The organism is Paraburkholderia sp. PGU19, assembly GCF_013426915.1.
Taxonomy (GTDB): domain Bacteria; phylum Pseudomonadota; class Gammaproteobacteria; order Burkholderiales; family Burkholderiaceae; genus Paraburkholderia.
Genome location: NZ_AP023180.1, coordinates 1,481,459 through 1,506,188, shown reverse-complemented (window position 1 = coordinate 1,506,188; position 24,730 = coordinate 1,481,459). Strand labels below are relative to the sequence as shown.

21 protein-coding genes are annotated in these 24,730 nt (G+C 59.9%); 10 read left to right on the top strand and 11 right to left on the bottom strand.

What is annotated here, in order from left to right; genetic code table 11:
• Positions 1-63 precede the first annotated feature (63 nt).
• The 6 genes from H1204_RS24400 to H1204_RS24375 form a co-directional block, all read right to left on the bottom strand.
• A complete protein-coding gene (locus tag H1204_RS24400; RefSeq protein ID WP_180731120.1) occupies positions 64-363 on the bottom strand; it encodes a hypothetical protein in 300 nt (99 codons plus the stop codon).
• Positions 360-734, bottom strand: coding sequence for a phage holin family protein (locus H1204_RS24395; RefSeq protein WP_180731119.1), 375 nt, complete (start codon positions 732-734; stop codon positions 360-362). The genes H1204_RS24400 and H1204_RS24395 overlap by 4 nt, the downstream gene beginning before the upstream one ends.
• Before the next feature lie 48 nt (positions 735-782).
• Complete coding sequence (locus H1204_RS24390; protein WP_180731118.1) at positions 783-1,049, bottom strand: CsbD family protein; 267 nt, start codon at positions 1,047-1,049, stop codon at positions 783-785.
• A gap of 305 nt (positions 1,050-1,354) precedes the next feature.
• Positions 1,355-1,513, bottom strand: a complete 159-nt coding sequence (locus tag H1204_RS24385) for a hypothetical protein (RefSeq protein ID WP_180731117.1) — start codon at positions 1,511-1,513, stop codon at positions 1,355-1,357.
• Positions 1,514-1,734: 221 nt separating this feature from the next.
• On the bottom strand, positions 1,735-1,941 hold the full coding sequence (locus tag H1204_RS24380; protein ID WP_243468659.1) for a hypothetical protein: 207 nt from the start codon (positions 1,939-1,941) through the stop codon (positions 1,735-1,737).
• A 126-nt stretch (positions 1,942-2,067) separates the two neighbouring features.
• Positions 2,068-3,489, bottom strand: a complete 1,422-nt coding sequence (locus H1204_RS24375; RefSeq protein ID WP_180731115.1) for a DHA2 family efflux MFS transporter permease subunit — start codon at positions 3,487-3,489, stop codon at positions 2,068-2,070.
• A gap of 162 nt (positions 3,490-3,651) precedes the next feature.
• Here H1204_RS24375 and H1204_RS24370 point away from each other — a divergent pair, with 162 nt between their 5' ends.
• Positions 3,652-4,107, top strand: coding sequence for a cupin domain-containing protein (locus tag H1204_RS24370; RefSeq protein ID WP_180731114.1), 456 nt, complete (start codon positions 3,652-3,654; stop codon positions 4,105-4,107).
• Between the two features lie 68 nt (positions 4,108-4,175).
• On the opposite strand, the gene H1204_RS24365 is transcribed toward H1204_RS24370, so the two are convergent.
• The 3 genes from H1204_RS24365 to H1204_RS24355 all read right to left on the bottom strand — a co-directional run bounded on the left by H1204_RS24365 (position 4,176) and on the right by H1204_RS24355 (position 6,999).
• The gene (locus H1204_RS24365) at positions 4,176-4,451 is read right to left on the bottom strand and encodes a hypothetical protein (protein WP_054932722.1); all 276 of its coding nucleotides are present in this window, start codon (positions 4,449-4,451) and stop codon (positions 4,176-4,178) included.
• A 145-nt stretch (positions 4,452-4,596) separates the two neighbouring features.
• Positions 4,597-5,862 carry a leucine-rich repeat domain-containing protein gene (locus tag H1204_RS24360; RefSeq protein WP_180731113.1) on the bottom strand — a complete coding sequence of 422 codons (1,266 nt, stop codon included), beginning with the start codon at positions 5,860-5,862 and terminating at the stop codon, positions 4,597-4,599.
• A gap of 81 nt (positions 5,863-5,943) precedes the next feature.
• Positions 5,944-6,999 carry an NAD(P)/FAD-dependent oxidoreductase gene (locus tag H1204_RS24355; RefSeq protein ID WP_180731112.1) on the bottom strand — a complete coding sequence of 352 codons (1,056 nt, stop codon included), beginning with the start codon at positions 6,997-6,999 and terminating at the stop codon, positions 5,944-5,946.
• 611 nt (positions 7,000-7,610) lie between these two features.
• Here H1204_RS24355 and H1204_RS24350 point away from each other — a divergent pair.
• The 4 genes from H1204_RS24350 to H1204_RS24335 all read left to right on the top strand — a co-directional run bounded on the left by H1204_RS24350 (position 7,611) and on the right by H1204_RS24335 (position 14,100).
• Complete coding sequence (locus tag H1204_RS24350; RefSeq protein WP_180731111.1) at positions 7,611-9,287, top strand: hypothetical protein; 1,677 nt, start codon at positions 7,611-7,613, stop codon at positions 9,285-9,287.
• Positions 9,288-9,585: 298 nt separating this feature from the next.
• The gene (locus tag H1204_RS24345; RefSeq protein WP_180731110.1) at positions 9,586-10,620 is read left to right on the top strand and encodes a response regulator receiver protein; all 1,035 of its coding nucleotides are present in this window, start codon (positions 9,586-9,588) and stop codon (positions 10,618-10,620) included.
• A 297-nt stretch (positions 10,621-10,917) separates the two neighbouring features.
• Positions 10,918-11,748, top strand: a complete 831-nt coding sequence (locus H1204_RS24340; RefSeq protein ID WP_243468658.1) for a helix-turn-helix domain-containing protein — start codon at positions 10,918-10,920, stop codon at positions 11,746-11,748.
• 801 nt (positions 11,749-12,549) lie between these two features.
• Entirely contained in the window at positions 12,550-14,100 is a 1,551-nt protein-coding gene (locus H1204_RS24335) for a hypothetical protein (protein ID WP_180731108.1), read from the top strand.
• A 62-nt stretch (positions 14,101-14,162) separates the two neighbouring features.
• Here H1204_RS24335 and H1204_RS24330 read toward each other — a convergent pair whose 3' ends face one another.
• Positions 14,163-15,023, bottom strand: coding sequence for an ATP-grasp fold amidoligase family protein (locus tag H1204_RS24330; protein ID WP_243468657.1), 861 nt, complete (start codon positions 15,021-15,023; stop codon positions 14,163-14,165).
• A 178-nt stretch (positions 15,024-15,201) separates the two neighbouring features.
• A complete protein-coding gene (locus H1204_RS24325; RefSeq protein ID WP_243468656.1) occupies positions 15,202-16,236 on the bottom strand; it encodes a helix-turn-helix domain-containing protein in 1,035 nt (344 codons plus the stop codon).
• 971 nt (positions 16,237-17,207) lie between these two features.
• Here H1204_RS24325 and H1204_RS24320 point away from each other — a divergent pair.
• The 5 genes from H1204_RS24320 to H1204_RS24300 all read left to right on the top strand — a co-directional run bounded on the left by H1204_RS24320 (position 17,208) and on the right by H1204_RS24300 (position 24,651).
• On the top strand, positions 17,208-19,550 hold the full coding sequence (locus H1204_RS24320) for a polysaccharide biosynthesis tyrosine autokinase (protein ID WP_243468655.1): 2,343 nt from the start codon (positions 17,208-17,210) through the stop codon (positions 19,548-19,550).
• A gap of 59 nt (positions 19,551-19,609) precedes the next feature.
• Positions 19,610-20,725 carry a glycosyltransferase family 1 protein gene (locus H1204_RS24315; protein ID WP_180731105.1) on the top strand — a complete coding sequence of 372 codons (1,116 nt, stop codon included), beginning with the start codon at positions 19,610-19,612 and terminating at the stop codon, positions 20,723-20,725.
• 7 nt (positions 20,726-20,732) lie between these two features.
• Positions 20,733-22,193 (top strand): hypothetical protein, encoded by a 1,461-nt coding sequence (locus H1204_RS24310; RefSeq protein ID WP_180731104.1) that lies wholly within the window; start codon positions 20,733-20,735, stop codon positions 22,191-22,193.
• Positions 22,194-22,290: 97 nt separating this feature from the next.
• Positions 22,291-23,301 carry a glycosyltransferase family A protein gene (locus tag H1204_RS24305; protein ID WP_180731103.1) on the top strand — a complete coding sequence of 337 codons (1,011 nt, stop codon included), beginning with the start codon at positions 22,291-22,293 and terminating at the stop codon, positions 23,299-23,301.
• A gap of 33 nt (positions 23,302-23,334) precedes the next feature.
• Entirely contained in the window at positions 23,335-24,651 is a 1,317-nt protein-coding gene (locus H1204_RS24300) for a lipopolysaccharide biosynthesis protein (RefSeq protein WP_180731102.1), read from the top strand.
• The last annotated feature ends 79 nt before the right edge of the window (positions 24,652-24,730 follow it).

Below are 24,730 nucleotides of genomic sequence, written 5' to 3'. Positions count from 1 at the left end.
GCGCAGAGACGGACAGTTGCGTCGCCACCTTGAACGCTTCTACGCGGCGGCGAATCGCGGCGCTCAGTTTCCCGCGACACGCCGCACCGTCCTCGCGATCCACGCAACGAGCCCGTTGCGCACGACGACGCCCACGATCCTGCGCGGCCCTAGCACCAGCGATCCGACAAGCACCGCCGCGAGCAGCGTGACGTTCGGCGCGATCGATACCAGCTCTCGCGCGCGCATCGTCAGTGAAGGCCTGGTGGCGCCCGGAAGCAGGCGCGCTGCGTCCCGCGCGGCGACCAGGTTCGCACGCGATACGGCCATTCGCGCCCGCACATCGGATTCAGCCGCGGCAAGCGCCGCCAGTCGCGAAGTCATTTCAACGCCTCCTTGACCGCGCGCAGGTCGTGGTGAATTTCATCCTGAAGCACGCGGAACGAGCGCACCGGCTTTTGTGCACGAACGACGATGAAGGAAATCACGCACAGCAGCAGCCACGCCGCCGCGATCGCCCAGGCCACCTGAACGAAGTACGGGGTGGACAATGCCGTAGCGATGATCGCGATGCAGAAGAACGACAGCGCAAACAATCCCGCGACCGCCAGCGCCACGAGCGCAATCACTTCGCGAGCGAGCTGGGCGCGCGCCTGCGCCAGTTCGATGGAAATGAGTTCGCCGTAGTCTGCCATCCGGTCCATGCAGAACCGGCTCACGGTGCTCCACTGGTTCACTTTGGATTGGATCGACATCTCACGGCTTCCTGAAAGAAGGGTGGCCTGCGTTGTCTCTGTGTTGGGTTAGTCGCCCGTGTCACGCCTTGCTGACCACAGCGCGCCTATCACGAAGCCGATTGCAGTCGCGCCCGCCAGCACGGCGAGTGGACGGGACGACATGGCGTCGCGCGCGAGATCGGATGCGTCGGCGCAGAGTTGTTGCGCCTTGCCGTGCAACTCAGTTGCTTTGCCTTCGATCTGCATTCCGACGTCGCCTGCGAGCGAGCCGATTGTTTCCTTCACATTGCCCACAGCTTCGCGAAGGGTACCTTCCGTCTTGGTCGTTTCCATTTGTCACTCCAGTTGAGCACGATCTGATAAACCGCCATGTCGACGACGGGACGGTGCAGCATCGGCGCACCGCCTGCGATGAGTGATGAGCAAGCACCGAACCCGACGCGTGTACGGCGCAATAGAACGGCGTCGAATGCAATGGCTGACAAAACCGGCTTGGGAGTGTGACGCGGTGTATCTGGAGAATGCCGTAAGCGGCGACGCCAGGTGGTCTGGCGGCATGGCGGCGATCGTGACAGGCGGAGCGCCGCTGGAAGTCCGACAGGAACGTGACCTGCGGTAGGGAGTTGGGGCTTCTCTGCCTAGCTGCCGTTTTTATGGGGCAGATATAGCCAGACCAATAGCGCGCAGATGACAAGCAACACGATCTTCGCGAAGAGCGTCGGTGCCAATGCCACCAGCACCAGAAAGCACAAGAGCCAGATGATCTCGGCCGTCAGCGAGGCCAACCGTTTCTTCACGCGATCTCCTTGGTCTGCCAGCCGGCACGCATCGAACGTCGCTGCACCGGGGAAAGGATCCCAGATTGATCGCTGGGGCGCGGGCTGCGCGAAGTGCGCGACCTCTGCGAAGTATACTGGCACCATTAATGCATGGCGCGAAATTCATACTTCTGTTTCAGACAAAAATCGACGCGCGACACACCAGAAACCGCTGATGTTCGACACTTAAGCGCAGACGCTCAGCCCGTCGCTCCGGCGCAGAAGTTATCGTCTTCATCGTCGGCGTCAGGGTCGCCGCCTAACGATCGGATGCAGTCGTCGAGAAACTCCATCGTGACGACTTCGTATTCGAGTGTTCCGGGCGTGCAGTCTTCCGGGTTCAATTTTCCGCGGGCCTTGCGAATGGTGCGGACGCCCCCTTCGACTGCCTGCGCAACACGCCACATGGGGTCATCCGGGACGTGCTTGTCAAGTTCATTTGCATTCATGCACCGGATATCGGCGATTGCAATTCAACCTTGAGCATAAAAATCCGCTTTATGCGCGATGTGTGCTGAAACTGAGGCAGGTCTCTAACGCGACGCGGCACTCAGCCTGTGCCCCGCATCGCGGGCAAGCCTTACATATCCGTATACCGATGCGATCGTCAACGCGCCCGCGCACAGGAACGCGAAGCGGAAATCGTCGAGCGTGAACGCGTGTCCCTGACCACCGCCCGAGCCGTTGACGGCCGCTGCCGCGCGCAGCGCCAGCGCGCCGAAGGCGATTCCGAGACCGATGCTCATCTGCGCCGCCGCATTCCACAATGTATTGGCCGCGCTCGTTTGTTCGGAGGGCACGTCCGCGTAAGCGAGCGTGGCCAGCGTGGAAAACTGTAGCGAACGCGCGAGCCCGTAGATGAACACGACCACCAGTACCCACGCGAGCGGCGACGCAGGCGTCAGCACGCCACACGCGATGGTGAACACGCCGCATACCGCGCTGCCGGCTATCGCAACGCGCCTGAAACCGTAGCGCCGCAGGATGCGCGTCGTGAGCGCTTTCATGCCGAGATTACCGGTTGCGCTGACAAGGAGCAGCAACCCCGATTTGAACGCCGACAATCCAAAGCCGATCTGGAACAGCAAGGGCATCAGATACGGCACCGCGCCAATGCCGATGCGCGTCAGTGTTCCTGTGACGACGGTGACGGAGAATGTCGGGATGCGCAGCGTGGTGACGTCGATCAACGGATGCCGCTGGCGGCGCGCCTGATAGAACGCAATAGTGCCGATTGCGAGCCCGAGGGCGATGATGCCGAGTCCGACGAGGGGATTCATGTCCGGCTGGCTGGCCACATCGGCGCCGTACAGAATGGCCGTCAACGCCGCGCCGCTCAGCACGAGGCCGAGTGCGTCGAAGGGACGGCGTTCGGCGCTGCGCAGATTCGGCACCCACTTGAGCACGGCGACGAGCACGACGAGGCAGACGGGCAGGTTGAGCAGGAAGATCCAGCGCCACGACGCATAAGTCGTGATGAAACCGCCTACGGGCGGCCCGACCACGGGCGCGACGATGCCCGGCCAGGTGATCGTTGAAATTGCCTGCATCAGTTGCTTCCGGTCGATGCTGCGCACCACGGTCAGCCGTCCCACGGGCACCATCAGCGCGCCGCCGACACCCTGCAGCACACGTGCAGCGGTAAATTCGACCACGTTCTGCGAAATGCCGCACAGCAGCGAAGCGAGCGTGAACGTGACGATCGCCGAGAAGAACACGCTGCGGGAGCCGAAGCGGTCCGCGACCCAGCCGCTTGCCGGAATGAAGATCGCGAGCGCGATCATATAGGCGCTCATGCCGAGGCTGAGCGCGTTGGGGCTGGTGCCGAACGAGTGCGCCATCGCCGGCAGGGCAGTGGCGATGATCGTCGTGTCCAGATACTCCATGAAGAAGGTCGCGGCTACGACATAAGGCAGCGGCCCGAGTGAACCTGAGCGTGAGGGCGAGTCTTTCATGAGTCGGGTGGGAGTGCGTGCGCAGCGGTACGCGATCGTACGATGACCGCGCGCATTCTGCAAAAGAGGGCTTTCGCGCTGACGGGCTGACAGCGAACCATGCCACAACGAATCGGGAGTCGTGTACAAATGGACGGTTCGCGTGGATCGACGGAGTCTTGCATGCCCAAAATCGACATTGCCGGCGTACCGGAACTTCAAGGCACGGGATATCCGCAGCCGTATGCCGCGCACAGCGCCGAACGCGTTCGCCAGCGGTTGGGCGACGCAGGCGGACTGGTCGATTTTGGCGTGAACCTCATGCGCCTGCCGCCGGGCAACTGGTCGAGCCAGCGCCATTGGCACTCGGCCGAAGACGAGTTCGTCTTCGTGCTCGAAGGCGAGCTGACGCTGATCGAAGGTGGCGGCGAAACGGTATTGCGCGCGGGCGATTGCGCGGCCTTTCCGAAGAACTCCGGAAACGGCCATCACCTGATCAACAGGTCGAAGGTGACGGCCCTTTACCTCGAAGTCGGTTCGCGTTCGGCCACGGATGTCATCACCTGCTCCGACATCGACATGATGAGCCCCAGCAGCGACGGCCGTTTCCTGCACAAGGACGGCACGCCGTATTCCTGATGCTCGTCATGCGAATGACGGCGGCGCGCGCAGCGGCGCAACCGCACAACCGTGTACACCCGCCGCCGCTATTGCGCGGCGGTGAGTTTCAGGCTTGGCCGCGAACTGTCGAGAGCGACTTCCTGCGGGATTTTGCGGCGGTCCGATACCAGCTCGATGCCCGCTTTTGCGACCTGTTCGCAGAACGCGATGCGGGATCGGTAATAGTCGGCTTGCAACTGCGCGTCCAGTACCCGTTGCTCCGCCTGGAAAAGACCCATTCGAAGCTCGCTCAAGGCCCGCTCGGCCTGCTTTTCTGGAGTCGGGGCGTGATGGGAAATCAGGTTTGCAAGCCAGTTAAGCATGAGCGTACCCTCCGGTACTCAAACACCTGGTCGAATTTCTCTGCCAGCGCGCGTTTAACCGTCACGCGTGCTGTCGGATAAAGACTATCAAAAACCAGGCTGCTACTGTGTGACCTTGCGCACCTGTTGCGAAAATGTCGAATGCTCACCACACGATGCGCGTTTTCGGCAGCGCCGCCTTGAGTTCGTCGACGTTCCTGGCCTTGGTTCCGTAGAGAACGAGTTCGCGCAATCCGGTGAGGCCCTTCAGCACGTCGATATCTTCGACGGGGGTGTTCGCGAGATACAGCTCCTGCAAATTCGTCAAACTTTTCAGGGAATCGATATTGCGAACTCTCGTGCGGAAAAGGTTGAGCATCCGCAGGTTCTTCAGGTCTTTCAGCGCGTCGATGTTCTCGACGCGGGTGTCGGCGAGATTCAGCCTCTGCAGCGCGGTCAGCTCCTTCAACGCGTCGATGCTGGTGACCTGTGTACGGGCGAGCACGAGCGTATCCAGCTGGTGCAAGCCGCGCACCGCGTCGATATCGTCGACCTTGGAGCCGTCCAGCACGAGCGTTTTCAGCGACGGCATACCCTTTATCACGTCGATGTCGCGCAGCGGCGTGTTCGCAAGGTAAAGCGCTTGCATGTCGCGCAGCTTCTTCAACGCAGCGATGCTGTCGATCTGTGTCTCGTTGAGGTCGAGTGCTTTGAGGGCAGTGAGCTGGCCGAGCGCATCGATGTCACGCACATTCCGTGCGCCGCCGAGTTTCAGTGTTTCCAGATGAGGCAGGTCTTCGAGCGGATCGAGATCCCGAACCTGGGTGTCGCGCAGGTCGAGTTGCCGAAGGTCGGTCAGACTCTTCAGCGCATCGAGATTCGAGACCCGCGTATCCCAGAGGGTGAGCGATTGCAGACCGGTCAGCCCTTTAAGCGCGGCGATGTTCTCTACATCCGTGCGATGGAGTACGAGCCGCTTCAGCGAATGCATGTCCTTGAGTGCATCGATGTTCCAGACGGGCGTGCCCGTCAGGTCGAGCGAATCCAGCGTATCCAGTTCTTTCAGCGGCTCGAGGTTGTCGATTTGCGTATTGGCGAGGTTCAGTTCGATCTTTCGGTCCGAATCCTTCAGGTGCGGAATAGCGGCCGCGACTTCGGATGCCGTCAGCGTCGGCTTTGCCCGCAAGGCCAGGCAGGTGGAGTCGGGTGGCGCGGCAGAACCGTCGCTGTTGCTGCAGGTGGCCTTGATGAATCCCAGTTCGCCCAGCGCCCGTTCGTCCGGGCTTTTGCGCGACGTACTGAACACGGCGAACAGGATGATGAGCAACAGGACGACGGCGGCGCCGATGGCCCACGGTGTGGCGCGGCGCCACGTGGGTGAACGCAAGTCTTCTGTGTTTGGGTTGGTGCTTGACGGCGGCGTTTCGGACACGGAGCGCTCCGTTGGTTCTGGCTTTCTCCTTTATACACGAAGCGCGACGCGCATCCCGTCACGGCAAAGGCGACCTGTTCATTATGCGTGAGACGCGGCGACGCGCTCTGCCAGCTTCGCGTCGTAGCTCGAATGGATGTGCACGCGTTTCTTATCGGGAAAGGCATAGTTGTATGCCTTTCGAAGCGCAAGCGAAGCCTCGTGAAAGCCCGAAAGAATCAGCTTCTGCTTGTTCGGATAGCCCGCGATATCACCCGCCGCAAAGATGCCGGGACACGTGCTTTCGTAGTTCGACGTGTCGACCGTGATGCGTCCGCCTTGTACTTCGATTCCCCACTTCGCTATCGGACCGAGATCGGCCACGAGACCGAACAACACCAGCAAATGATCGGCCTCGAGATGTGCGGAGCCCTCGGCCTGCCGGATTTCAACGGATTGGAGTTGCCCATTGGGTGCGCTCAGGCTCGCGATCGTGCCGACCGCAAAATCCATTTCGCGTGCTTCGACTGCGCGGCGCATGTTGGCGACGCTGGAGTCCGCTGCGCTAAAGCCATTGCGACGATGCACGAGCGTGACGTGCTGTGCAACCGTGCGCAGCGCCAATGCCCAGTCGAGCGCGGAATCGCCGCCGCCCGCCACGATCACTTTCTTGCCGGCGAAGTCGTCGAGTTTGGGGACGCTGTAGTGAACGTGACGGCCTTCGAGCGACGCGGCCTCGTCGAGCAGCAAACGTTGCGGAACGAACGACCCGTTGCCGCCCGCGACGAGGATAGCCGCTGCTTCGAATGTCAGTCCTTTATCCGTGCGGGCGAGCCAGTGCCCGTTGTCGAGCCGCTCGACCGTTTCGACACGATGGCCGAGATGCAGCGGCGGGGCGAAGGGCCGGCATTGCTCGACGAGCCGGTCCACCAGTTCGCGCGCGGTGCATACGGGCACTGCCGGAATATCGTAGATGGGTTTGTCCGGATATAGCTCGATGCATTGGCCGCCCACACGCTCGATGTTGTCGACGATCTGGCTCGACAGGCCAATCACGCCTGCCTCGAACGCGGCGAATAGCCCCACGGGTCCCGCGCCGATGATCAGCACGTCGGTGCTGAGGGGTGAAGCGGGCGGCGTGTCTGCCGGAGTGGTCATGGGTGGTCCTCGCGGGTCGATGAGTGTCGCGTGTGCCAATGCACGGTCTCACGATACAGACGCGGGCATGGGTCGGCAACGAAGGCACCATGGCGGGCAGGGATAAGCCGCGTGTGTCGTTGTGACGCCGGATGCGTGTTTTTTGAGTGGCGGGAAAAATTGCCGTTTCATCCGAAATCAGACTAAGGGACGTGGCACTAATAAATCGATCAAAGGGAATAAAGGAGGGGTTTATTCTTTTTCGGCTGCGCATTGATTTTGCGCGTATTCGTATTGTTATCGGGGATTCAACGCACGTGGAAGCGAAATTCGGTAAAAATGGCATGACCTGCAGAAGGGCAAATCTTTTCCATCATTTCCCGATACCGAAATAAATCCGTTATTTCGCCAATAACCTACGCCGACAAGCCTTTGCTGCCGACAACCATTCACTAGCTGCGCGATGCGGACTCAAGGCGGGAATATTTACCGCCATCCGATAGCGATCAGCATCAATTGATAAGGATCGCGAATCGAATGCGAAAGGCTCAACACCTTTCGCCAATCCGCTCGCCGCCATTCCCTATCGAGGTGTTTTCTTCGGGCGCGGCCCGGCAGTGGATTGAATGGTCATGGTTAAACGTCGGCAATTTCTTGGTTTGGTGACCGCTGTCAGCGGAAGCTATGTGCTGACCGCATGTGGCGGCGGGGGAGGCGGTTCGGGCGGCGATCAGGGCAACGCATCCGGTGCCGGCGCAACGATCAGCAGCGCGATATCCGGCTCGACTACGACAACAGCTGCGAACGGCGCAACCTCAGCGACTTCGAATGGCGCGACTTCGGGCTCGTCGAACCAGACGCAGACGGATACGGGCTCATCGAACAGCGGCACGCTAGCCTCGGCAAACGGCACAGCCATTCCACCCGCCGCTTCCATCACCGACAATCAGGCCGCACTCTGGACACTCGTCAACGGCTCGGTCTATCGCAACGGCGTGATGGCGGGCAATACCTATAACGTGACGCTGCTGCTGTGGTACGGCAACGGTATATATCACCAGGGCACGGGCGGACAGTTCTATGGATGGAATGGCACGACCTGGCTCGCCTGCAACGATCCGCGCCTTGGCGGCACGTCTGCCGACGGCACGACCATCCCGCAGGCGTCATACATCATCGACAAGGTCGGCGCCGTGTGGACGGTTTCCAATGGCAGGGTTCTGCGCAACAACGCTTACGTGGGTCTGACCTCCAGCGTGTCGCTGCTGCTGTGGTACGGCGGGAAGATATGGTACCGGTCGACGGGCGGACAGTTCTACGTGTGCACCGACCTCGATCAATGGTTGCCGTGCAGCGATCCGCGTATCGCTGTCGCCGCGCCGCGTGGGTCTTTCCACGGCATCAACGGCCATTACGACTATCGCTACACGGCTGCCCAGGTCGTGCAGATCATGATGAACATGGGCTGCTCGACGTATCGTGTCGGCTGCACGGATGATCCCGTGCAACTCACCGCCGTCACCCGTCTCGCGCAGGCGTTTCAGGCAGCGGGACTGACGCTGTTCGTGCTCATCAATATCGGCGTGCGCGATCTGAACGGCGTGCTGTTCGCGAGCGAAACCGTTGCCTACAATCGCGGGCGCTCATGTGGCGCGACGGTCGCGGCGTCGCTCGCTCCGTACGGCGTCGTGATGTATGAGTGCGGAAACGAACTGACACGCGACAACGCAATCATTCTCGACGCGACCAACGCCGGCACCAAGGCGGCCGACTTTAGCAACGCGAACTGGCCCATCATGCGTGGCGCGATGCGCGGGATGATCGACGGTGTGAAGTCGGCTCAACCGGCTGCGAAATGCGGGATCAACTTTTGTGTGGCCGATATCGGTGCCGCCGACGCGCTGTGGGACGGCAAGCAGCCCGACGGTACGAGCGGCTATCCCACCGTGCGATGGGACATGACGACGTGGCATAACTACGAGGTGTACGGCGACATCTTCGACATCGGCACGGACGGCGCAGGCCCCGGGTTCGATCTGCCGGCCTATTGCAACGCGCGCTATGGCGTGCCGTTTCTGCTTACCGAGTGGAACACCGGGCCGGAGAAGAGCCAGGCGTATCGTGCGAACTACATCAGCTCGCAGTACGCAAGCTATTATCAGGCGAGAAAGACGAAGAACATCCAGTCCGCCATGTACTACGTGCTCGATAGCGGTGATGCCACCTATGGCGTGATGATCGACGGCGTTACGCTGAATCTTCCCTACAACGCGTTTGTGAGCTTTATCGCGAGTCATCCAGACAATTGAGAAAGAGTTGCGGGTAAATGCAATGCTCTCGCATCCAATGAAAAACTTGCCGATTTGACACTTCGTATTCCGCGAATTTGCACGATCTACAAGACAAATTTTCAAAACGCTGCTCACTTCATTTTCAAAAACCCCCGATTCCATGCCATTTATCCGAGTGGCATGGATGCTGCTATTTCAATGCGTCATGCATTGATACCCGTTGCGAAGGGTTGTCATAAGCACGTCAAACCGATGGGTCGGGGACGACACGCCGCACTACAACCGCACTACAACCATTAGCCCGGAGGCGACGACGATGTTCGACGCAGCGTTCCTGCGCAATGACCTCGCACCAACCTTCAGACAGATGGATTCTTCCGCGATGGGCGGTGCTCGCGCGGGCATCGGTGTCTTGCCCTGCGCGCTCGTGTACGTGGAGACCGACAGCACGGGAAGCCCGAATTGCAAAAGCGCCGATCCATTCTGCTACGTCGAGCAGGCCATCACGCTCAACCGCAGCATGAAAGCAGTCGGCTTGCCGAGATTGACGGTAGCGACGAATGTCGCTGACGACGTGACGCGCTACATCGAGAAGGTCGATGCCGATGCACGTCCCAATGTGTTGCAACTGGCGCCGTCGAAATTGACGCTACCAAGGAGTACCCGCTTCTATGGCGCGCATTTCAAGCTCGACATGGTGGAGCAGCTGGGTGCGATGCTGCACGAAGGCGAGTTGCTGATGGTGCTCGACACCGACATGCTCGCACTTCGAGCCGTAAATGAAGAATTGCTGCAGCGCTGTCAGACGACAGGTGTGGGCGCGTTCGACATCTCCGATCAGGAGTTCTCGGCCTATGGCGACGGTCGTGTCATCGACGATCTCGAAACGGTGGCGGGCGTGCGCCTTCAAAACCCGCGATGGTTCGGCGGTGAGGTACTGCTCGCTTCCGCTGGATTCGTCAGGGAACTGGTGCCGTGCGCGCACGCATGCTTCGAGCGATATCGGCGCGTCATCAACGAGTTGAATCACAACGGGGACGAGGCATTCATTTCCGCCGCGCTCAATCTGCTTGCCGACGACGGCCATCAGATCATCGATCTCGGCGCGAACCGCGTGGTCGGACGCCACTGGTCGGGCAACACGCACCGTGACCTTCGCTGGTTCAAAGGATGTTCGTTGTTGCATCTGCCCGGATGCAAGCGCTTGCTGGAACGTCAGGCGCGTCGTCCCGTCTTCAGCGCAGCCCATGTGTGGCGGAGTCTGGTTGTGAGGCACGAACTTAATCGACCGGTGTGGCCGCTCAGGCGCTGGGTGCGCTCGCGGGTGCGGCCTCCGTTCGGGCACAGGTAGAAAGCAGTCGTACGTCGATTGTCCATTCGCGTTCAAGTTCAAGCGAAGGCCTTAACGATCGTCTTAGAAGTCATTGCATGCGCAGGCATGTCAATCACACAGCACGCGGGAGCGACCATGTTCGTCGGGAATAACTTGCAATGGATACCACACCAGCAGATCAGCGCAGCGTCAACCACACAACGTATCGCTTTTGTACTGACGGAATCGTGCGACCTGCTCGGGATAGGCGCCATCGCCGAGGCGCTTGAATGTGCGTGTTCGCTGGCGACGGGGGAGACTTCGAGAAAGTACGAGATGCGATTTCTGTCCGAAGGCGGTGGACATGTCAAATGCGATCGCTCGCTGTTCGTTTCAACAGACGAATTGCCGAAGACGGGCGACGAACGATTTGCGCATGTGTTCGTCGCCGGTGGGACGCTATCGAGAGCGGCCTGCGACACGCCCTTGCTGAGCGGTTGGCTGCAACGGATGAGGGCCAATGGTGCGCGCGTCAAACTCTTCACGGCGGGCTTCGAAGCATCGAATGGGACCCACGACAAAGGCCCGGTCAGCGGATACGAACAGGCGCGCCGCCGAAGGGCGCAACTGGGGAGTGCCGTCAAAGCGGCATTCGAAGTGATCCGCGCGGATTTCGGCGAATCGATCGCGCAGGAAGCGCTGCGCCGCACATCGTTCGTCGATTCGAGCGAATGGCTTTCGCCGTCCGTGGACGCAGCCAACACTGCGGGAGATCGAATCCGCGCAGCGGCACGGTGGCTGCAGGACAACTGTCATCGCGCCGTCAGCGTGAACGACGCTGCCGAAGCCTGCGCGATGAGCCAGCGAACACTGCTGCGCAACTTTCAGACGTACATAGGCGCGTCGCCATCCGAGTATTTGCAGCGAGTCAGGCTCGAGCGTGCGTGCCAGTTGCTCGCGGAGACTTCGCTGCCCGCGGACAAAGTGGCGCGACGCGTTGGGCTGACCAACGGCGACAGACTAGGCAAGCTGTTTCGCCGGTGCGTGGGCAAGTCTCCAATCGAGTACCGTGCGTGGACGCGTGGCAATGCCGATGCAAATGGATCGAAGGGCGAGACGATGTGCAGCGCCCATCAACAACTGGCACTCGCGACGTGTGATGAATGACGCGCCGTGCGCGCGGTTAGCGCCAGTTGATTCAAACGGCAGTGCGTGACTTTCGATTGCGCGCTGCCGCATTTTTCTACGCATTTATTGGATGGTTAGCCAGGCGTCATTTCACGCCGAATCCCATTTCGTCGAAAACATCCAGGGTCGATACAGAAAAAAAATTCTCAATGTGACGAAAATTGCGCCATTCGCTACGCATTTTTCTTTCGGTAATTGTGACTCTTCGGTAAAAGCGACGCCATCGCTCGTCTGTCCGTCGATTTCCAATACAGCAATACCCGTAATGCGCAAAACAATAAGGACCACAAAAATACCTCATAGGGTCATATTGTCCGAAACCCCGGCGCGAAATTCACTCACAGGAAATCCAAAGGGCGAATTTCCTTTCCACAAAGTTATAGTCGGAAGAATTCTGCTAATTGTCCGATGAAGTTATTTTTGGGTGTGATTTACCACATGTCTTGGGTATTATTTACGCCGATCGAAAGGACATGTGCGAACAAATTGCCGGACGTCATTCACGCCTGAAAGGTGAGGCGTTTGCGCAGTGCACAAGGACGGTTGGTAGTATTGGCAACACGTTAGGGGAATCGTCGGCACCTGCTGGGCGACAGGAAGCACGCCTCGGCAGGCGGTTCATTCATCTTCTCCCTGTTTGAAACTCGGGCAACAAATCGCGATTGCCAGTCAGGATTACTGAGCAATGCGGAGTCGCTCGCGCCGCCATCCTGGTCCGAAATCCAGTCGTCAACTCTTTGGACTTTATTCGAGAACTTTCTCGACAGGGATGCGCTTGCCATGAATAAACGACGTCAATTTCTAGGCCGCCTGACGGCTCTCGGTGGCAGTTATGTCCTCACCGCGTGCGGTGGAGGCGCGGGCAGTATCAGCGATGTTTCCGGCGACGCGGTGGCGAAAGCCACGGCCCGCGCGGCGGCGTCGGCTAGCGGCACGACCATTCCATCGGCCACATCGATCGTCGACAACTCCGGTGCCACATGGACCTTGTCGGGCGGTTCCGTCTACCGGAACGGTGTGAAAGCGGGCAACAACTACAACGTCGCGCTCGTGCTGTTTTATGGTGGCGTGATCTATCACCAGGGGACGGGCGGTCAGTTCTATTCGTGGAATGGATCGACATGGATTGCCTGTAACGACCCGCGCCTCGGCGGCACGTCGGCCGATGGCACGGCAATTCCCCCCGCGTCGTACATCATCGACAAGACGGGTGCGATGTGGACCGTCGTAAACGGCGTCATCTACAAGAATGGCAAGACAGTCGGCAACACGTACAACGTGTCGCTGCTGCTGTGGTACGGCGGAAAGATCTGGCACAAGGGAACGGGCGGGCAGTTCTATGTCTGCACGGATGTTGGCGGCTGGCTGCCTTGCAACGATCCGCGCATCGCTACGGCGGCCACGGCAGGGATGTTCTACGGCGTCAACGGCCACTACGACTACAGCTATACGCCGGCGCAGCTCGTATCGATCCTGAAAGGCATGGGCTGCACGAGCTACCGCGTAGGTTGCACCGACGACCCGAATCAGTTGAATGCAGTCGCCAAGCTCGCGCAAGCCTTTCAGTCGGCGGGAATCTCGCTGCTCGTGCTGATCAACCAGGGCGTGTACGACTCGAACGGCAACGTCTTCACCAGCGAGTCGGCCGCATACAATCGCGGCTTGCAGGCTGCGATGGCTGTCGCGAATGCACTCAAGGCATACGGCGTGACCCTTTATGAGTGCGGAAACGAGTTGACGCGGCAGAACGCCACGATACTGGACTTTACCAACGCCGGCACCAAAGCCGTCGACTTCAACAACAAGAACTGGCCCGCCATGCGCGGCGCGATGCGCGGCATGATCGACGGCGTGAAGTCGGTTCAACCCACGGCAAAGTGCGGCATCAATTTCTGCGTCGCGGATATTGGCGCAGCGGATGCCCTCTGGGACGGCCTGCAGCCGGACGGCTCGGGCGGTTATCCGAAAGTGCGCTGGGACATCACGACGTGGCATAACTACGAAGTGTACGGCGACATCTTCAACATCGGTATCGACGGCTCGGGGCCAGGATTCGATCTGCCGACGTATTGCAAGGCCCGCTATGGTGTGCCGTTCATCATCACCGAATGGAACACGGGGCCCGAGCAGACGCAGGCATATCGAGCCAGCTATATCACGACTACGCTCGGCAAGTTCTATCAGGCGCGCAAGACCCACAATATCCAGTCCGTCATGTATTACGTGCTCGATAGCGGCAACAACACGTACGGCATTATGACCAACGGTGTAGCGCTCAATCCGCCGTATAGCGCGTTCACGAGTTTCGTGTCGGGCAACGCGGATTCCTGATCCGCAGCGGGCGCCGCGCGCTCCACGAATGCTTCCCCGCATCCCAGCGGGGAAGCGCGGCCTCACAGACCGCCGCTCACTTCCAGCAGTCGTCCCCATTCATAATCGATATGGTCGGGCGTGAAGGGCAGTACACCCGCGCCTGGCGTGAACGTCAATTCACCGAAATAGACACGGTTGTCGGGGGCATAGAGATCGACGCGAACATAGTCGAAATCTTCGGCCATGATCGTCGCGGCTTTCAGCACCGATTCGAGATTGTCAGGCCGAGGCGGCGGCTCGGCACTGCGTGTGTAGGGGCCGATCATGACGTCCATATGCCGCCAATGCGCGTCGAACACGTCTCCATGGGTGTTATTGCCGAACCGGTCCGTGATCAGAAGAATGTACATGAGCGGTGGTCCGGCGTGCCCGCCGAAGCAATGCACCTTGAAATCAGCCGGAACGCGCCCGTTGCGGTCCAGAAGAAGCTGCTCGAAAAAGATGCGCGGCTTGATTTTCCTGTAGTGCCGTTCGCGTGCCACCCAATAGAACGACGTCGATAGCCACCGTTCCGACAACTCCTGCAGCCTTTCGAACGTGGTCTCCGACTTGTCCCGCACGATTTCGACGAACGTGCTGCCGTGATTCGCCTTCATCACGAACGCTTCGGGCAGACTGTCGAAGACCGCACGCGTGAATACCTCAGGCGCGGCGATAAGCGGAACAAGATGCGCCTCGCCGAGCTTGTCGGCAACATATTCCCGAACTTCGAGCTTATCGGTCAAGCGTACGTAGCGCGGGTCCGGACGAAGATTGCGTTGCAGGATCTTTTCGTTGAATGTGGCGGGACGTGCGAGTCGTGGATATCGCCCGATACATTTCCGGTGCAACAGGCTCAGGAATAGCGTATCGGGCAATATCGACTTCGCCTTCTCTTTCATTCTCCGGATCGCTGACTGCGATGGGATCGGGTCTCCCAAAACATGGTCATGCAGCAGCGGGCGCGCCTCGACCTTTTCGGACGATGCGGGCGTCCCCTTTCTCGTGGCAGACGCGTCCCTCTCTTCGCGGGCCTGCGCATACTTGGTTATTGGCATTTTTCGCGCTCCCTGCGTCCCGCTAGAAAACGGGCTTCATAAGCAAATCCGTTGCTGCGGCCGATTGGACGACCGGGTCTGCCGCTGCAGGCGACAGCGTTTGAGCGTGACTGCCGTTGCCGAGATGACGCAACGCGCGAAAACGCGTTGGCGACATGCCGTAACGCACCTTGAAGATGCGCCCCAGCCGGTTGCCGTCGCCCATGCCGCAACGCCTTGCAATCTTGTCGATAGGAAGCTCGGTGTCCATCAGCATCGCGCAGACCACCTCGAAGCGCGTGCGCAGCAGATATTCGAGCGGCGTCATGCCGAACTCGACCTTGAAGCGGCGTTGATAGTTGCGCTTGCTCATCGCCGCGGACTCGGCAGCCTGGCTGACGGAAATGGGCTCGCTAAAGTTTTCTCTGATCCAGTGCGCCGACTCGCGGATTTTCTCGGACGTGGTCGCGATCCCCGCATCATCTGCGTCGGGTCGCATGCGCTGACGGGGTTGCGGCTGCAGCGTATGCGCGATCCGGCGTGCCGTCTCCGGGTTGAGATCGCGCTCGATCTGCACGAGGGCCATTTCAGTCGGCGTCGCACTGGCGGGCCGCATCTCCGAAAGACCGTCGTCCAGCACGAACACGGGCACGGCGGACTGCGCCGGGCAGCTCGACAGATCGGTTTTCTGCCGCATGCAGGACGGCGTGCCCGGTCCCTGGCGCGATAGCCAGGAGACGAGCTGCTCGCTCGACTCGGTCACCGGATCGGCGCTGCAAGCAACGAAGAAGGCGTGAAAGTCGGCCAGTTGAAACCGTTCGAGCTTCTGCGTCCAGATCGGAAAGCTGGCGCCGCCCGTGACGAATCCGCCCGTCTGAGACAGCACCGAGAAGCGGTACGGCGGCTCGACGCCGACGTCCGCTTCGAGCTTGTTGGCAAGACAAAAGGCGTCGCCAACCGCGCCCGCAGCCGCCATCGAGCAATGCGGCGCGATCAGCAGACCGATATGCTTTTCAAACTTCGATTCCTCGAGCCGTTCATCGGCACACAACGGATGCGGTTGATAAATCCCATTCACCGTTAGCTCTCCCAATTAATGCACAACAATTCGACCAAATCAGAATACAGTAGGGACATGAGCCATGCGACACCTGTCCGATTGGCGCGATTGATGTGGCGAAATCGTTCGGATGTGGGAAATTCTTACTTAAATATGCGCTTGAGGTTCCAGGTGTTTCTTCTGATCACGGAAAGATTTTCTGACCGAAAATGTCCGATTTTGTTGAGTCAAAGCCGGTTCATTTGCCGCCGAGGCTTGGCGTATAAGGGACACAGAATGGTGAAGGATTTCGTAAGCGAATCGCCGTAATAGCATCCTGTCACTACCGTTGTATTACGTGATTTTCCGCGTCGCGTATCACTCTGTTACACGAATTTCAGATCGCAACAACTCTTTCTCTGCCAGGCAGTCGATGTAACGTGTTCCACGATATCGGCCATTAGCACCCGAATTTAAGCCGGGTTTGTACTAATTCGAATTCTGCGCGTCTATGCTCTAACGCAACATCAATGGAAGGGCGATTTCGCGGATTGAAAGTCAATTCATGAAATCAGCCAGAAGCTTTTTCCAAACGAATTGCTCCGTCGAGAGCGTGCATGACGTGCCACTCGCCTCACGCGGTCGTGGCGATCGAAGCTTTCGCTGCGCACGCCGACAGGTCTTCGCATCAGCGCAGACACGACGGGCTTTTCGCCATTGTCAGTGCCGCCGGTGTCGGAAAAGGGGATACGCATGAGTGAAATACGCAGGCATCTTGCTCTTCTCGTCCTGAAGTTCTGATACGGCATCGGGGAGTTGCGGTTATCTCACTCCCCGTCAGCTGCCGTCATGGCCATCTGGCCAGCCGTTCCTGTCATTCATCGTCGGCCCGAGCACGGCTGATCGAGCTTCTGTTGCGTCCCGTCAGGCGGCCTCAGGCCGCCATCGCGCCGTGCATTCGACGGGTACTCACGTGCTTGCAGCCTGCTCGACCAACCGCATTTCAAAGGATGATTCCCGTGGATTATTACCCCTCGAACTCGCTTCCTGTTGCCCCTGAGGTTGAGCGTGGGCAGCTCACCGCTCGAGAGATGCTCAACCTGATGCGGGACCATATCTGGGAAATCGTGGCGGCCACCGTCGCGGTGTTTCTGCTCGCCGTCGCGTATCAGCTCATCGCAACGCCCGTGTATTCGGCGGATGTGCTCGTGCGCGTCGATCCGCCCGAGCCGAACGCGCTCGGCCTCGCGCTGCAGACCCAGGAGGCGCTCCCGCCGCCCGCGCCGTCGCCCAGCACCGAAATGGGCGTTATGCGCAGCCGTACGGTGCTCGACCCCGTGATCGACCGATATCGCTTCGACGTTTCGATCAAGCCCCGGCGCATCCCGATCATCGGCGACATTGCGGACAAGTTCTCGACGCCCGGCGAGCCGAATGGTGCATGGCTCGGTCTGAAGTCATTTGCATGGGGTGGCGAGGTCGTCAAGGTCGGTTACCTGAACGTTCCGCAGAATCTCGAGGAAGAGAAGCTGAGTCTCATTGCGCTCGGCGACGGCGCATATGAACTGCTGGGTCCGTCGGGCGAATTTCTGGTCAAGGGCACGGTCGGCAAGCCAGCCGAAGGCAACGGCATTTCGATGCTGGTCAATCAGCTCGCCGCACGGTCAGGCACGCACTTCGAGGTGACCCGCTGGAACTCGGTGGATGCGACCAAACGCTTCATGGATGTCGTGAAGATCACGGACAAGGTGAAGGACTCCGGCCTCATCGAGATCGAATACGCGGACAAGAGTCCTTCAAAGGCCGCTGAAGTCGCGAACGCACTGGGGCAGCAGTACCTCGCGGCGGCGATCGCCGGCCGTCAATTGAACGACACGCAGACACTGAACTTCATCAAGGGCGAATTGCCGCGCCTGCTTGCCGACCTGCGCAAATCGGAAGAAGCACTCAAGACCTTCCGTGCGAAGTCCAATTCGATGCAGCCGACAACCGAGGCGCAATCCTATCTGCAAGGCGGCCTCGATCTCGACCGGCAGATTGCCAGTCTGGAACTGCAACGCACGCAATTGCTGGACAAATACGCGCCCGGAAGCCGCTGGATTCAAAGCGTCGACACGCAGCTCGCGCAACTGAAGAAGACGAAATCCGAATTCGACGGGCGCTTCCAGGGCATGCCTGCGTCCGAGCGTGAGAGCGTCGATCTGATTCGCGCGCAGAAGGTCGCTGAGACGGTCTATATGGGCATGGTGCAGAAGGCCGAGCAATTGACGGTGCGTCGTGCGAGCACGACGGGCGGCGCGCACATTCTCGATACAGCAGTGCGGCCCCATCGCCCCGTCAAGCCCGATCCGCTGATCGTGCTGCCGGGTGGCTTCGTGCTCGGTCTCGTGGCGGGCGTGCTTATCGTCTTCATGCGCCGCCACGTGCTGGTGGGCGTCACGGACCCGCGCTATGTCGAGCGTCGTCTGAGTGTGCCCGTCGTCGGTGAAGTGCTGTTCAGTCATCAGCAATCGCTACTCGATCGAGGCCTGCCGGCCGCCGCGCGAAAACCATTGCCAGGCGCAGGCGGACGCAGTGCACCGCCATTACAGCGTGGCGCGGAAGGAAGCGAGGCGGCAACGGGCGAAAAGATCGATCCTTCGTTCGGTACGTCGGGCAACAAGATTCTTGCCGAACGCTTCCCGCATGACGCATCTGTCGAAGCGCTACGCGAAGTCCGCACTGCAATGGCGCGTGATCTTGCGCATACCCGCAACAACATCGTGATGGTGACGGGGCCGACCACATCGGCGGGCAAGAGTTTCGTCGCGGCGAATCTCGCGACGCTCCACGCGGAGGCAGGGGCGCGGGTCGCATTGATCGACGGCGACATGCGCCGCGGCCATCTCGCCGCCTTCTTCAGCCAGAGCAATCGCGGTGGCCTTTCCGAAGTACTTGCCGAGCGGATGCCACTGCGCGATGCGCTGCGGCAAGTCGGCATCGAGGGCGTGACCTTCATGTCGTGCGGGGCGCGTCCGGAGAATCCGGCGGCATTGCTCACGCGGCCGCGCTTCCGGGAATTACTGCAACGCCTGAGCAATCACTTCGACCTGGTGATCGTCGATACACCGCCGTTCCTCGCCGTCACGGACGCTTCGATCATTGCGAACGAAACGGGTGCATCGCTGCTCGTGCTGCGTTCGGGCATGCAGAGCGAGGAGGAGATTGCCGACACGATCAAGAAGATCGAGCGCGCAGGCGGGCGTGTGGCAGGCGCTGTCTTCAACGGCATTCCGCTGCGTCGTAGCACGCGCAATTACGGCTACGCGACGAACTATGCGAGCGACTTCGGCGAAGTCGAGACAGCGGCCTGATGGCGGCAAGTCACTACGCAACCACTGCTAACGGCACAACTTCGTGAGGCGGAGAATCGATGGCATTCGCGATTAATGGAAAGTTCACATCGCAGCCTGTCACGGGCGTGCAACGGGTCGCATATGAACTCACGAGAGCAATGCAAATGCGTGAAGAACCGGGCAATGAACTGGAGATCTTCGTGCCGCACAACGCGATGGAGCCCGGCGCGTCGCTCAAGCGGCAGCGGCGCTTTCCGTGGCTGCGCGGCACGCTATGGGAACAGATCACGCTGCCGCTCGCGGCAAGAGGCCGGACGCTCGTCAATTTGTGCAACACGAATCCGATCCTCAAGCGCAGGCAGGTGGTAATGGTCCACGACATGGCCGTCTATGACGCGCCGAATGGTTTTTCGAAGAAGTTCTTGCTGTGGTATCGGCTGTGCTTCTCGATCCTGCCAAGAATGGAACCATTCGTGCTGACGGTATCCGCGTTTTCGAAGCGGCGCATCAGCCATCACCTGAAGATCGACGAGTCGCGCATCGCCGTGATCCAGCCGGGCGCCGATCATCTCGATCGCGTCGTGCCGGATTACAGCGTCATCGATCGGCTGCAACTCAGCGAAGACACGTACTGCGTGATTGTCGGGAGTCTCGATCCGCGCAAGAATCTGCAGCGCGTTCTCGAAGCGATTTCGGGCCTGAGCCATTTGAGTAATGTGAGATTCGTGATCGTCGGCGGAAAGAACTCGCGCATTTTTGCTAATGAAGGTATCGAGGCGATGTCACGTTCAAAGCAGGTCATATGGGCGGGATTCGTGTCGGACAGCGAGTTGAAGGCGCTCTATCAACGTGCGGGCTGCCTGATTTTCCCGTCGCTTTATGAAGGGTTTGGATTGCCGCCGCTCGAGGCCATGTATTGCGGATGCCCCGTCGTCGCTTCGTCGCGCACTTCGATTCCCGAAGCGTGCGGAGACGCTGCGATGTATTTCGATGCGACGTCCGCGCAAGACGTCGCCGAAAAGATCTCACTGATGATGAGCGATGGCGCGATACGGCAACGGTACAGGGTAAAAGGAATGGCACATGCACGGGAATACCGCTGGGACCGCTCGGCAAAAAGGCTGCTCGACGTGCTGAACGGTAAGGAGAGTGAGCCTTTTTCGGAACTCGCAACACGTGTGTCGGCCGGCTGAACAGCGAATGGGGCAGCCTATGCATCGAATCAGTTACCGGCCATCCCGACGACGTGTACTCGCCACATTCGCCGCGCTCGCGTGTGCCGGTTTGCGGCCTATGCATGCTATTTCAGCGACCGCGGTTGCGCCCGGTCCGGTTGGCAATCGCGCGCCTCGCAGGATCGTCGACATGATCGGAACGAATGGCTGGCCAAGCTCGGCTGCCGACATCGAGATGTGGCACAAGATGGGTATCAGCTGGGGGCGTGGGTCGGTTGGACCCGGACAGCCGGATGCGCCGACGCAACCGATGCGCGTCGACAAGACAGGCAATCGCTATGACAGCGATTTGCCCTCGGTCGTACTGCGCAATAACCAGAACGGCATCCGGTCCTTGCTGTTTCTCGGCTATACGCCGAAGTGGAATGCGAGCCTTTCCGGCGACACGAAATCAGCGCCCGAAGATGTCGGTGCATGGGAGCGTTATGTGGAAGCGGTGGTTCGCAAGTACTCAGGTTCGCCGTATGGCGTGCGCCATTTCCAGATCTGGAATGAAGCGGCGGGACGCCTGTCAGGCGGATTGCCGCAAGCCACTTTCTGGCACGGTCCGAACTTCAGCAAAAACGAGCACCAGTCCGGACCTTACGATCGCGCGATGCAGGACTACGTCGAACGAATTCACATTCCGGCTGCCCGCATCATTCGACGCTATGGCGCTTATGTCGTCTATGGCGGATGGCCCGATCAGGGCGGTCTCGACAATCTCGACAAGTGGCTCGATTACCGAAGCCCGCATTTGAACGAGCGGATGGCCGATTGGGTGGATTACCTCGACACGCATTACCTGCCCGTTGCAGATCTCGACCGCCTGTATGAACGATACGTCAAACAGGGGCCGGCGCGCGGATTGTGGCAAACGGAGATTGGCGACAGGTACATGCTCGACGAGCACTACTTGCCTCGCTACTTCTTCGAGTTCGCGGTATGGGCGCTGGCGCGCAACTGGGACGATCCGGACAAGTATCTGTCGATGGTCTATCACTGGGACGGCTATGAGCCTTTCCGTCTCACGCATCGCGGTCCGCCCGCGCGCACCTTCAACGTGTCGGGGCAAAGCCTGATCGTGCTCAACCAGACGATTCCCGGCGCGCTTGCGTCGCTGCCAGGGCCGCTTCGATTCGGTCCGGAGGTGACGGGCTCCGGTTTGCTGTCGGACAAGGACACGGTGATTCAGGTGAGCGCTCCATCCGGTTGGCGCACCGTGGAAGCAGCGGGCATCGTACCGCCGTCGGGCGGCGCGCAAGTGCTCTTTATCGACGCATTGACGGGCGCTGCCGCTCCGAAGGAAGACACCGCGCTGAACTGGAATAGCGACGCCATGAACATACGGTTTCGCGTGCCGGACAACGTCAATGGCGCCGACAGAAAGCCGCCCAGACATCTTGGCTATCTCGTCGTGCGGGCGAACCAGGGGAAATCGGCTTGAGAAAGACGAGTTCTTTTCGCATTCGACAGGCCTATACGCCCATTTTCGCAAAGCGGATTCAGTTACCCGCTGATTCAATTCATCGTATCGAGGCTCTATGAAACAGATCGCCATCGTCATATGCAATTACAACTATGAACGCTTTCTCGCCGAGACGATCAATTCTTCGTTGGTGCAGGACTATCCCGAAACGCGAGTGATCGTCATCGACGATGGTTCGACGGACGGTTCGCGGGCCATTATCGAGCAATATGGTTCGCGCATCTCCGCGGTTTTCAAGGAAAACGGCGGACAGGTGTCCGCATACAACCTCGGTGTCGAACTCGCCGGCACCGACTACGTGATCTTCCTCGATTCCGACGATGTGCTGTATCCCCACGCGGTGTCGGAGGTCATGCGCAAGTTCGAAGCAGAGGATCTCGCGAAAGTGCAGTTTCGTCTCGACGTGATCGACGAAGCGGGCAAGCAGACGGGCGCCTACGTTCCGCACTCGGAGCCGCCCGCCGACTGCGGCCGTTTGCTGAAAGAAGGCTGGCTCTATCCGTCGCCGCCGGCGTCGGGCAATGCGTATAGCGTGAGCGCGCTGAAAGCGGTCTTTCCGGTGCCGGAAGGCGGCATCAATCGCTATGGCGCGGACTTCTATGCGATCTACGGGGCCGCGCTGATCGGTGCCGTCGCGACGATACCGCAATCGCTCGGTGCGTATCGGGTCCATCATTCGGCTACTCCGAGCGTGTCGTTTGCGAACTCGGAGCAGATCAAGAAGGCGCCGAAGGCGTTCAAGGAGCGTTGGGTCACGCTGCGTGAAATCGCGAAGGAGCGGATGAATCTCGAACTACCGTCTGCATTCCACGATTTCGCGCATGAGAAAGCGTACTTCGGATCGAGTCTGTATCACGCGTCGCTCGGCGCGCGGTGGCGCTGGATGCTGAACGATTCTCGCGGGTATATGCACACGATCGTCGCCAACCCTTTCTGGAGCCTGAAAAAGAAGGCCGGCACGCTCTTTCTGTCGAGTCTCTGTCTGTTGCCGTACTCACCTCTTTCAGACTTCGTGGTCCGATACATCACCAACCCGCTTGCGCGCCGCGGCACGGTCGAGCAATAGCCATGCAGCGTCGCCAATACAGGAGAGGTGGGAATGGATGGTAAGAAAAGCGCTAACGTCATAGCATTCGTCTACGGCGGCTATCTGATGAGGTACGTGTACCTCATCATCGTCGTGCCGTTCTACGGACGCGTGCTTGGCGTCGCCGAATACGGGCGTGTACTCGCGGCGATGTCGCTGATGAACGTCATCTGGATGCTGGCGAGCTACGGATTCACGTTCGTCGGCATGCGCGAGATATCGAAGGCTCAGAACAACAGCGAATGCAACGCCATTTACTCGTTGCATACGAGCGCACGCCTTGCATTGTGCGCGCTGGGTGCGTGCATCGGCGTCGTTGCGACCTTTTGTTCACCGACGTTGTCGGAGCGGCCGCTCATCGGTTTGCTGGCGACCACGCTGGGCGTCGTGTCGGCATTGAATCTTGGCTGGCTCTATCAAGGGCGTCACCATTTCCGCACGCCGATCATGATCGAGGTATTCGGCTTTGCGGTGAGTCTGGTGCTCGTGTTGTGCCTCGTGAGAGGGCCCGCGGACTCGGTTTGGGTCGTCGGTAGTCTGTTGACGGCGGGCGTGCTGTCTCTGGCCATCTCCTATGCGCTGGCGACGTATCAGCTGGGGCGGCCACATCTTTCGTTTTCCGGCATCGCGTCGCTCGTAAAAGGCTCGACGATGCTGTTCTGCTATTCGTCGGGTTCGGTCGTGCTGACTGCATCGTCGACGTATTTGCTGACGCTGCTCTCCACGCCAGCCCAGGTGGGTTATTTCGGCGCAGCGGAGCGCTTCGCGACGATCGGGTTGAGCCTGATGGGGCCCGCATCGCAAGTGTTCATTCCGACGATCTCGCGCCAGCTTGCGCAGGGAGACAAGGCGGGCGCGCACGCGACCACGCGGCGCGGCGCGACGCTGATGCTGGGCTATGGCCTGCTGGTTTTTTGTGGCGCGTTGACGTTGTCGCCCATCGTTCTGCCGTTGATTCTCGGGGAAGCGTTCACGCCGAGTGGGCATGTACTGCAGTGCTTCGCATGGATGTTTCCATTTGCGGCCTTCAACGAATTCGCTGCGTTCTACGTGTTCGTGCCGCGCAAGAAAGATCGCGTGCTAGCCATTGCAGGCGCCGCTTCCGGCATCGCGAATCTGCTCGCGGCACTCTATCTCGCCCCGCGATACGGCGCGGAGGGGATGGCATTCGCTCGCGTAATCGGCGAGCTCTCGCTGTCGGCGATGCTGTTGACCATCATGGTTCGCCAGGAACTGATTACCCTCGTGCCGGGCGCGGGGCGTGCTATCGCGATAGCGCGAGTCGCGTGGGGAACACGCGGTCAGGCTGGCGCGGGCAAGGAGGATTGAGTGATGCCTTGTTTCTGGACGAAGCGGATTGACGGGGTCCGGCACGAAAGGACCGGGAAAGTACGGACGGACTCGATGA

What these genes read in the sequence shown, in the direction of transcription:
- H1204_RS24400 (WP_180731120.1), bottom strand. Translation starts at nt 363, where the DNA reads ATGACTTCGCGACTGGCGGCGCTTGCCGCGGCTGAATCCGATGTGCGG.
- H1204_RS24395 (WP_180731119.1), bottom strand. Translation starts at nt 734, where the DNA reads ATGTCGATCCAATCCAAAGTGAACCAGTGGAGCACCGTGAGCCGGTTC.
- H1204_RS24390 (WP_180731118.1), bottom strand. Translation starts at nt 1,049, where the DNA reads ATGGAAACGACCAAGACGGAAGGTACCCTTCGCGAAGCTGTGGGCAAT.
- H1204_RS24380 (WP_243468659.1), bottom strand. Translation starts at nt 1,941, where the DNA reads ATGTGGCGTGTTGCGCAGGCAGTCGAAGGGGGCGTCCGCACCATTCGC.
- H1204_RS24375 (WP_180731115.1), bottom strand. Translation starts at nt 3,489, where the DNA reads ATGAAAGACTCGCCCTCACGCTCAGGTTCACTCGGGCCGCTGCCTTAT.
- H1204_RS24370 (WP_180731114.1), top strand. Translation starts at nt 3,652, where the DNA reads ATGCCCAAAATCGACATTGCCGGCGTACCGGAACTTCAAGGCACGGGA.
- H1204_RS24365 (WP_054932722.1), bottom strand. Translation starts at nt 4,451, where the DNA reads ATGCTTAACTGGCTTGCAAACCTGATTTCCCATCACGCCCCGACTCCA.
- H1204_RS24355 (WP_180731112.1), bottom strand. Translation starts at nt 6,999, where the DNA reads ATGACCACTCCGGCAGACACGCCGCCCGCTTCACCCCTCAGCACCGAC.
- H1204_RS24350 (WP_180731111.1), top strand. Translation starts at nt 7,611, where the DNA reads ATGGTTAAACGTCGGCAATTTCTTGGTTTGGTGACCGCTGTCAGCGGA.
- H1204_RS24345 (WP_180731110.1), top strand. Translation starts at nt 9,586, where the DNA reads ATGTTCGACGCAGCGTTCCTGCGCAATGACCTCGCACCAACCTTCAGA.
- H1204_RS24340 (WP_243468658.1), top strand. Translation starts at nt 10,918, where the DNA reads ATGCGATTTCTGTCCGAAGGCGGTGGACATGTCAAATGCGATCGCTCG.
- H1204_RS24335 (WP_180731108.1), top strand. Translation starts at nt 12,550, where the DNA reads ATGAATAAACGACGTCAATTTCTAGGCCGCCTGACGGCTCTCGGTGGC.
- H1204_RS24330 (WP_243468657.1), bottom strand. Translation starts at nt 15,023, where the DNA reads ATGAAAGAGAAGGCGAAGTCGATATTGCCCGATACGCTATTCCTGAGC.
- H1204_RS24320 (WP_243468655.1), top strand. Translation starts at nt 17,208, where the DNA reads ATGATTCCCGTGGATTATTACCCCTCGAACTCGCTTCCTGTTGCCCCT.
- H1204_RS24315 (WP_180731105.1), top strand. Translation starts at nt 19,610, where the DNA reads ATGGCATTCGCGATTAATGGAAAGTTCACATCGCAGCCTGTCACGGGC.
- H1204_RS24310 (WP_180731104.1), top strand. Translation starts at nt 20,733, where the DNA reads ATGGGGCAGCCTATGCATCGAATCAGTTACCGGCCATCCCGACGACGT.
- H1204_RS24305 (WP_180731103.1), top strand. Translation starts at nt 22,291, where the DNA reads ATGAAACAGATCGCCATCGTCATATGCAATTACAACTATGAACGCTTT.
- H1204_RS24300 (WP_180731102.1), top strand. Translation starts at nt 23,335, where the DNA reads ATGGATGGTAAGAAAAGCGCTAACGTCATAGCATTCGTCTACGGCGGC.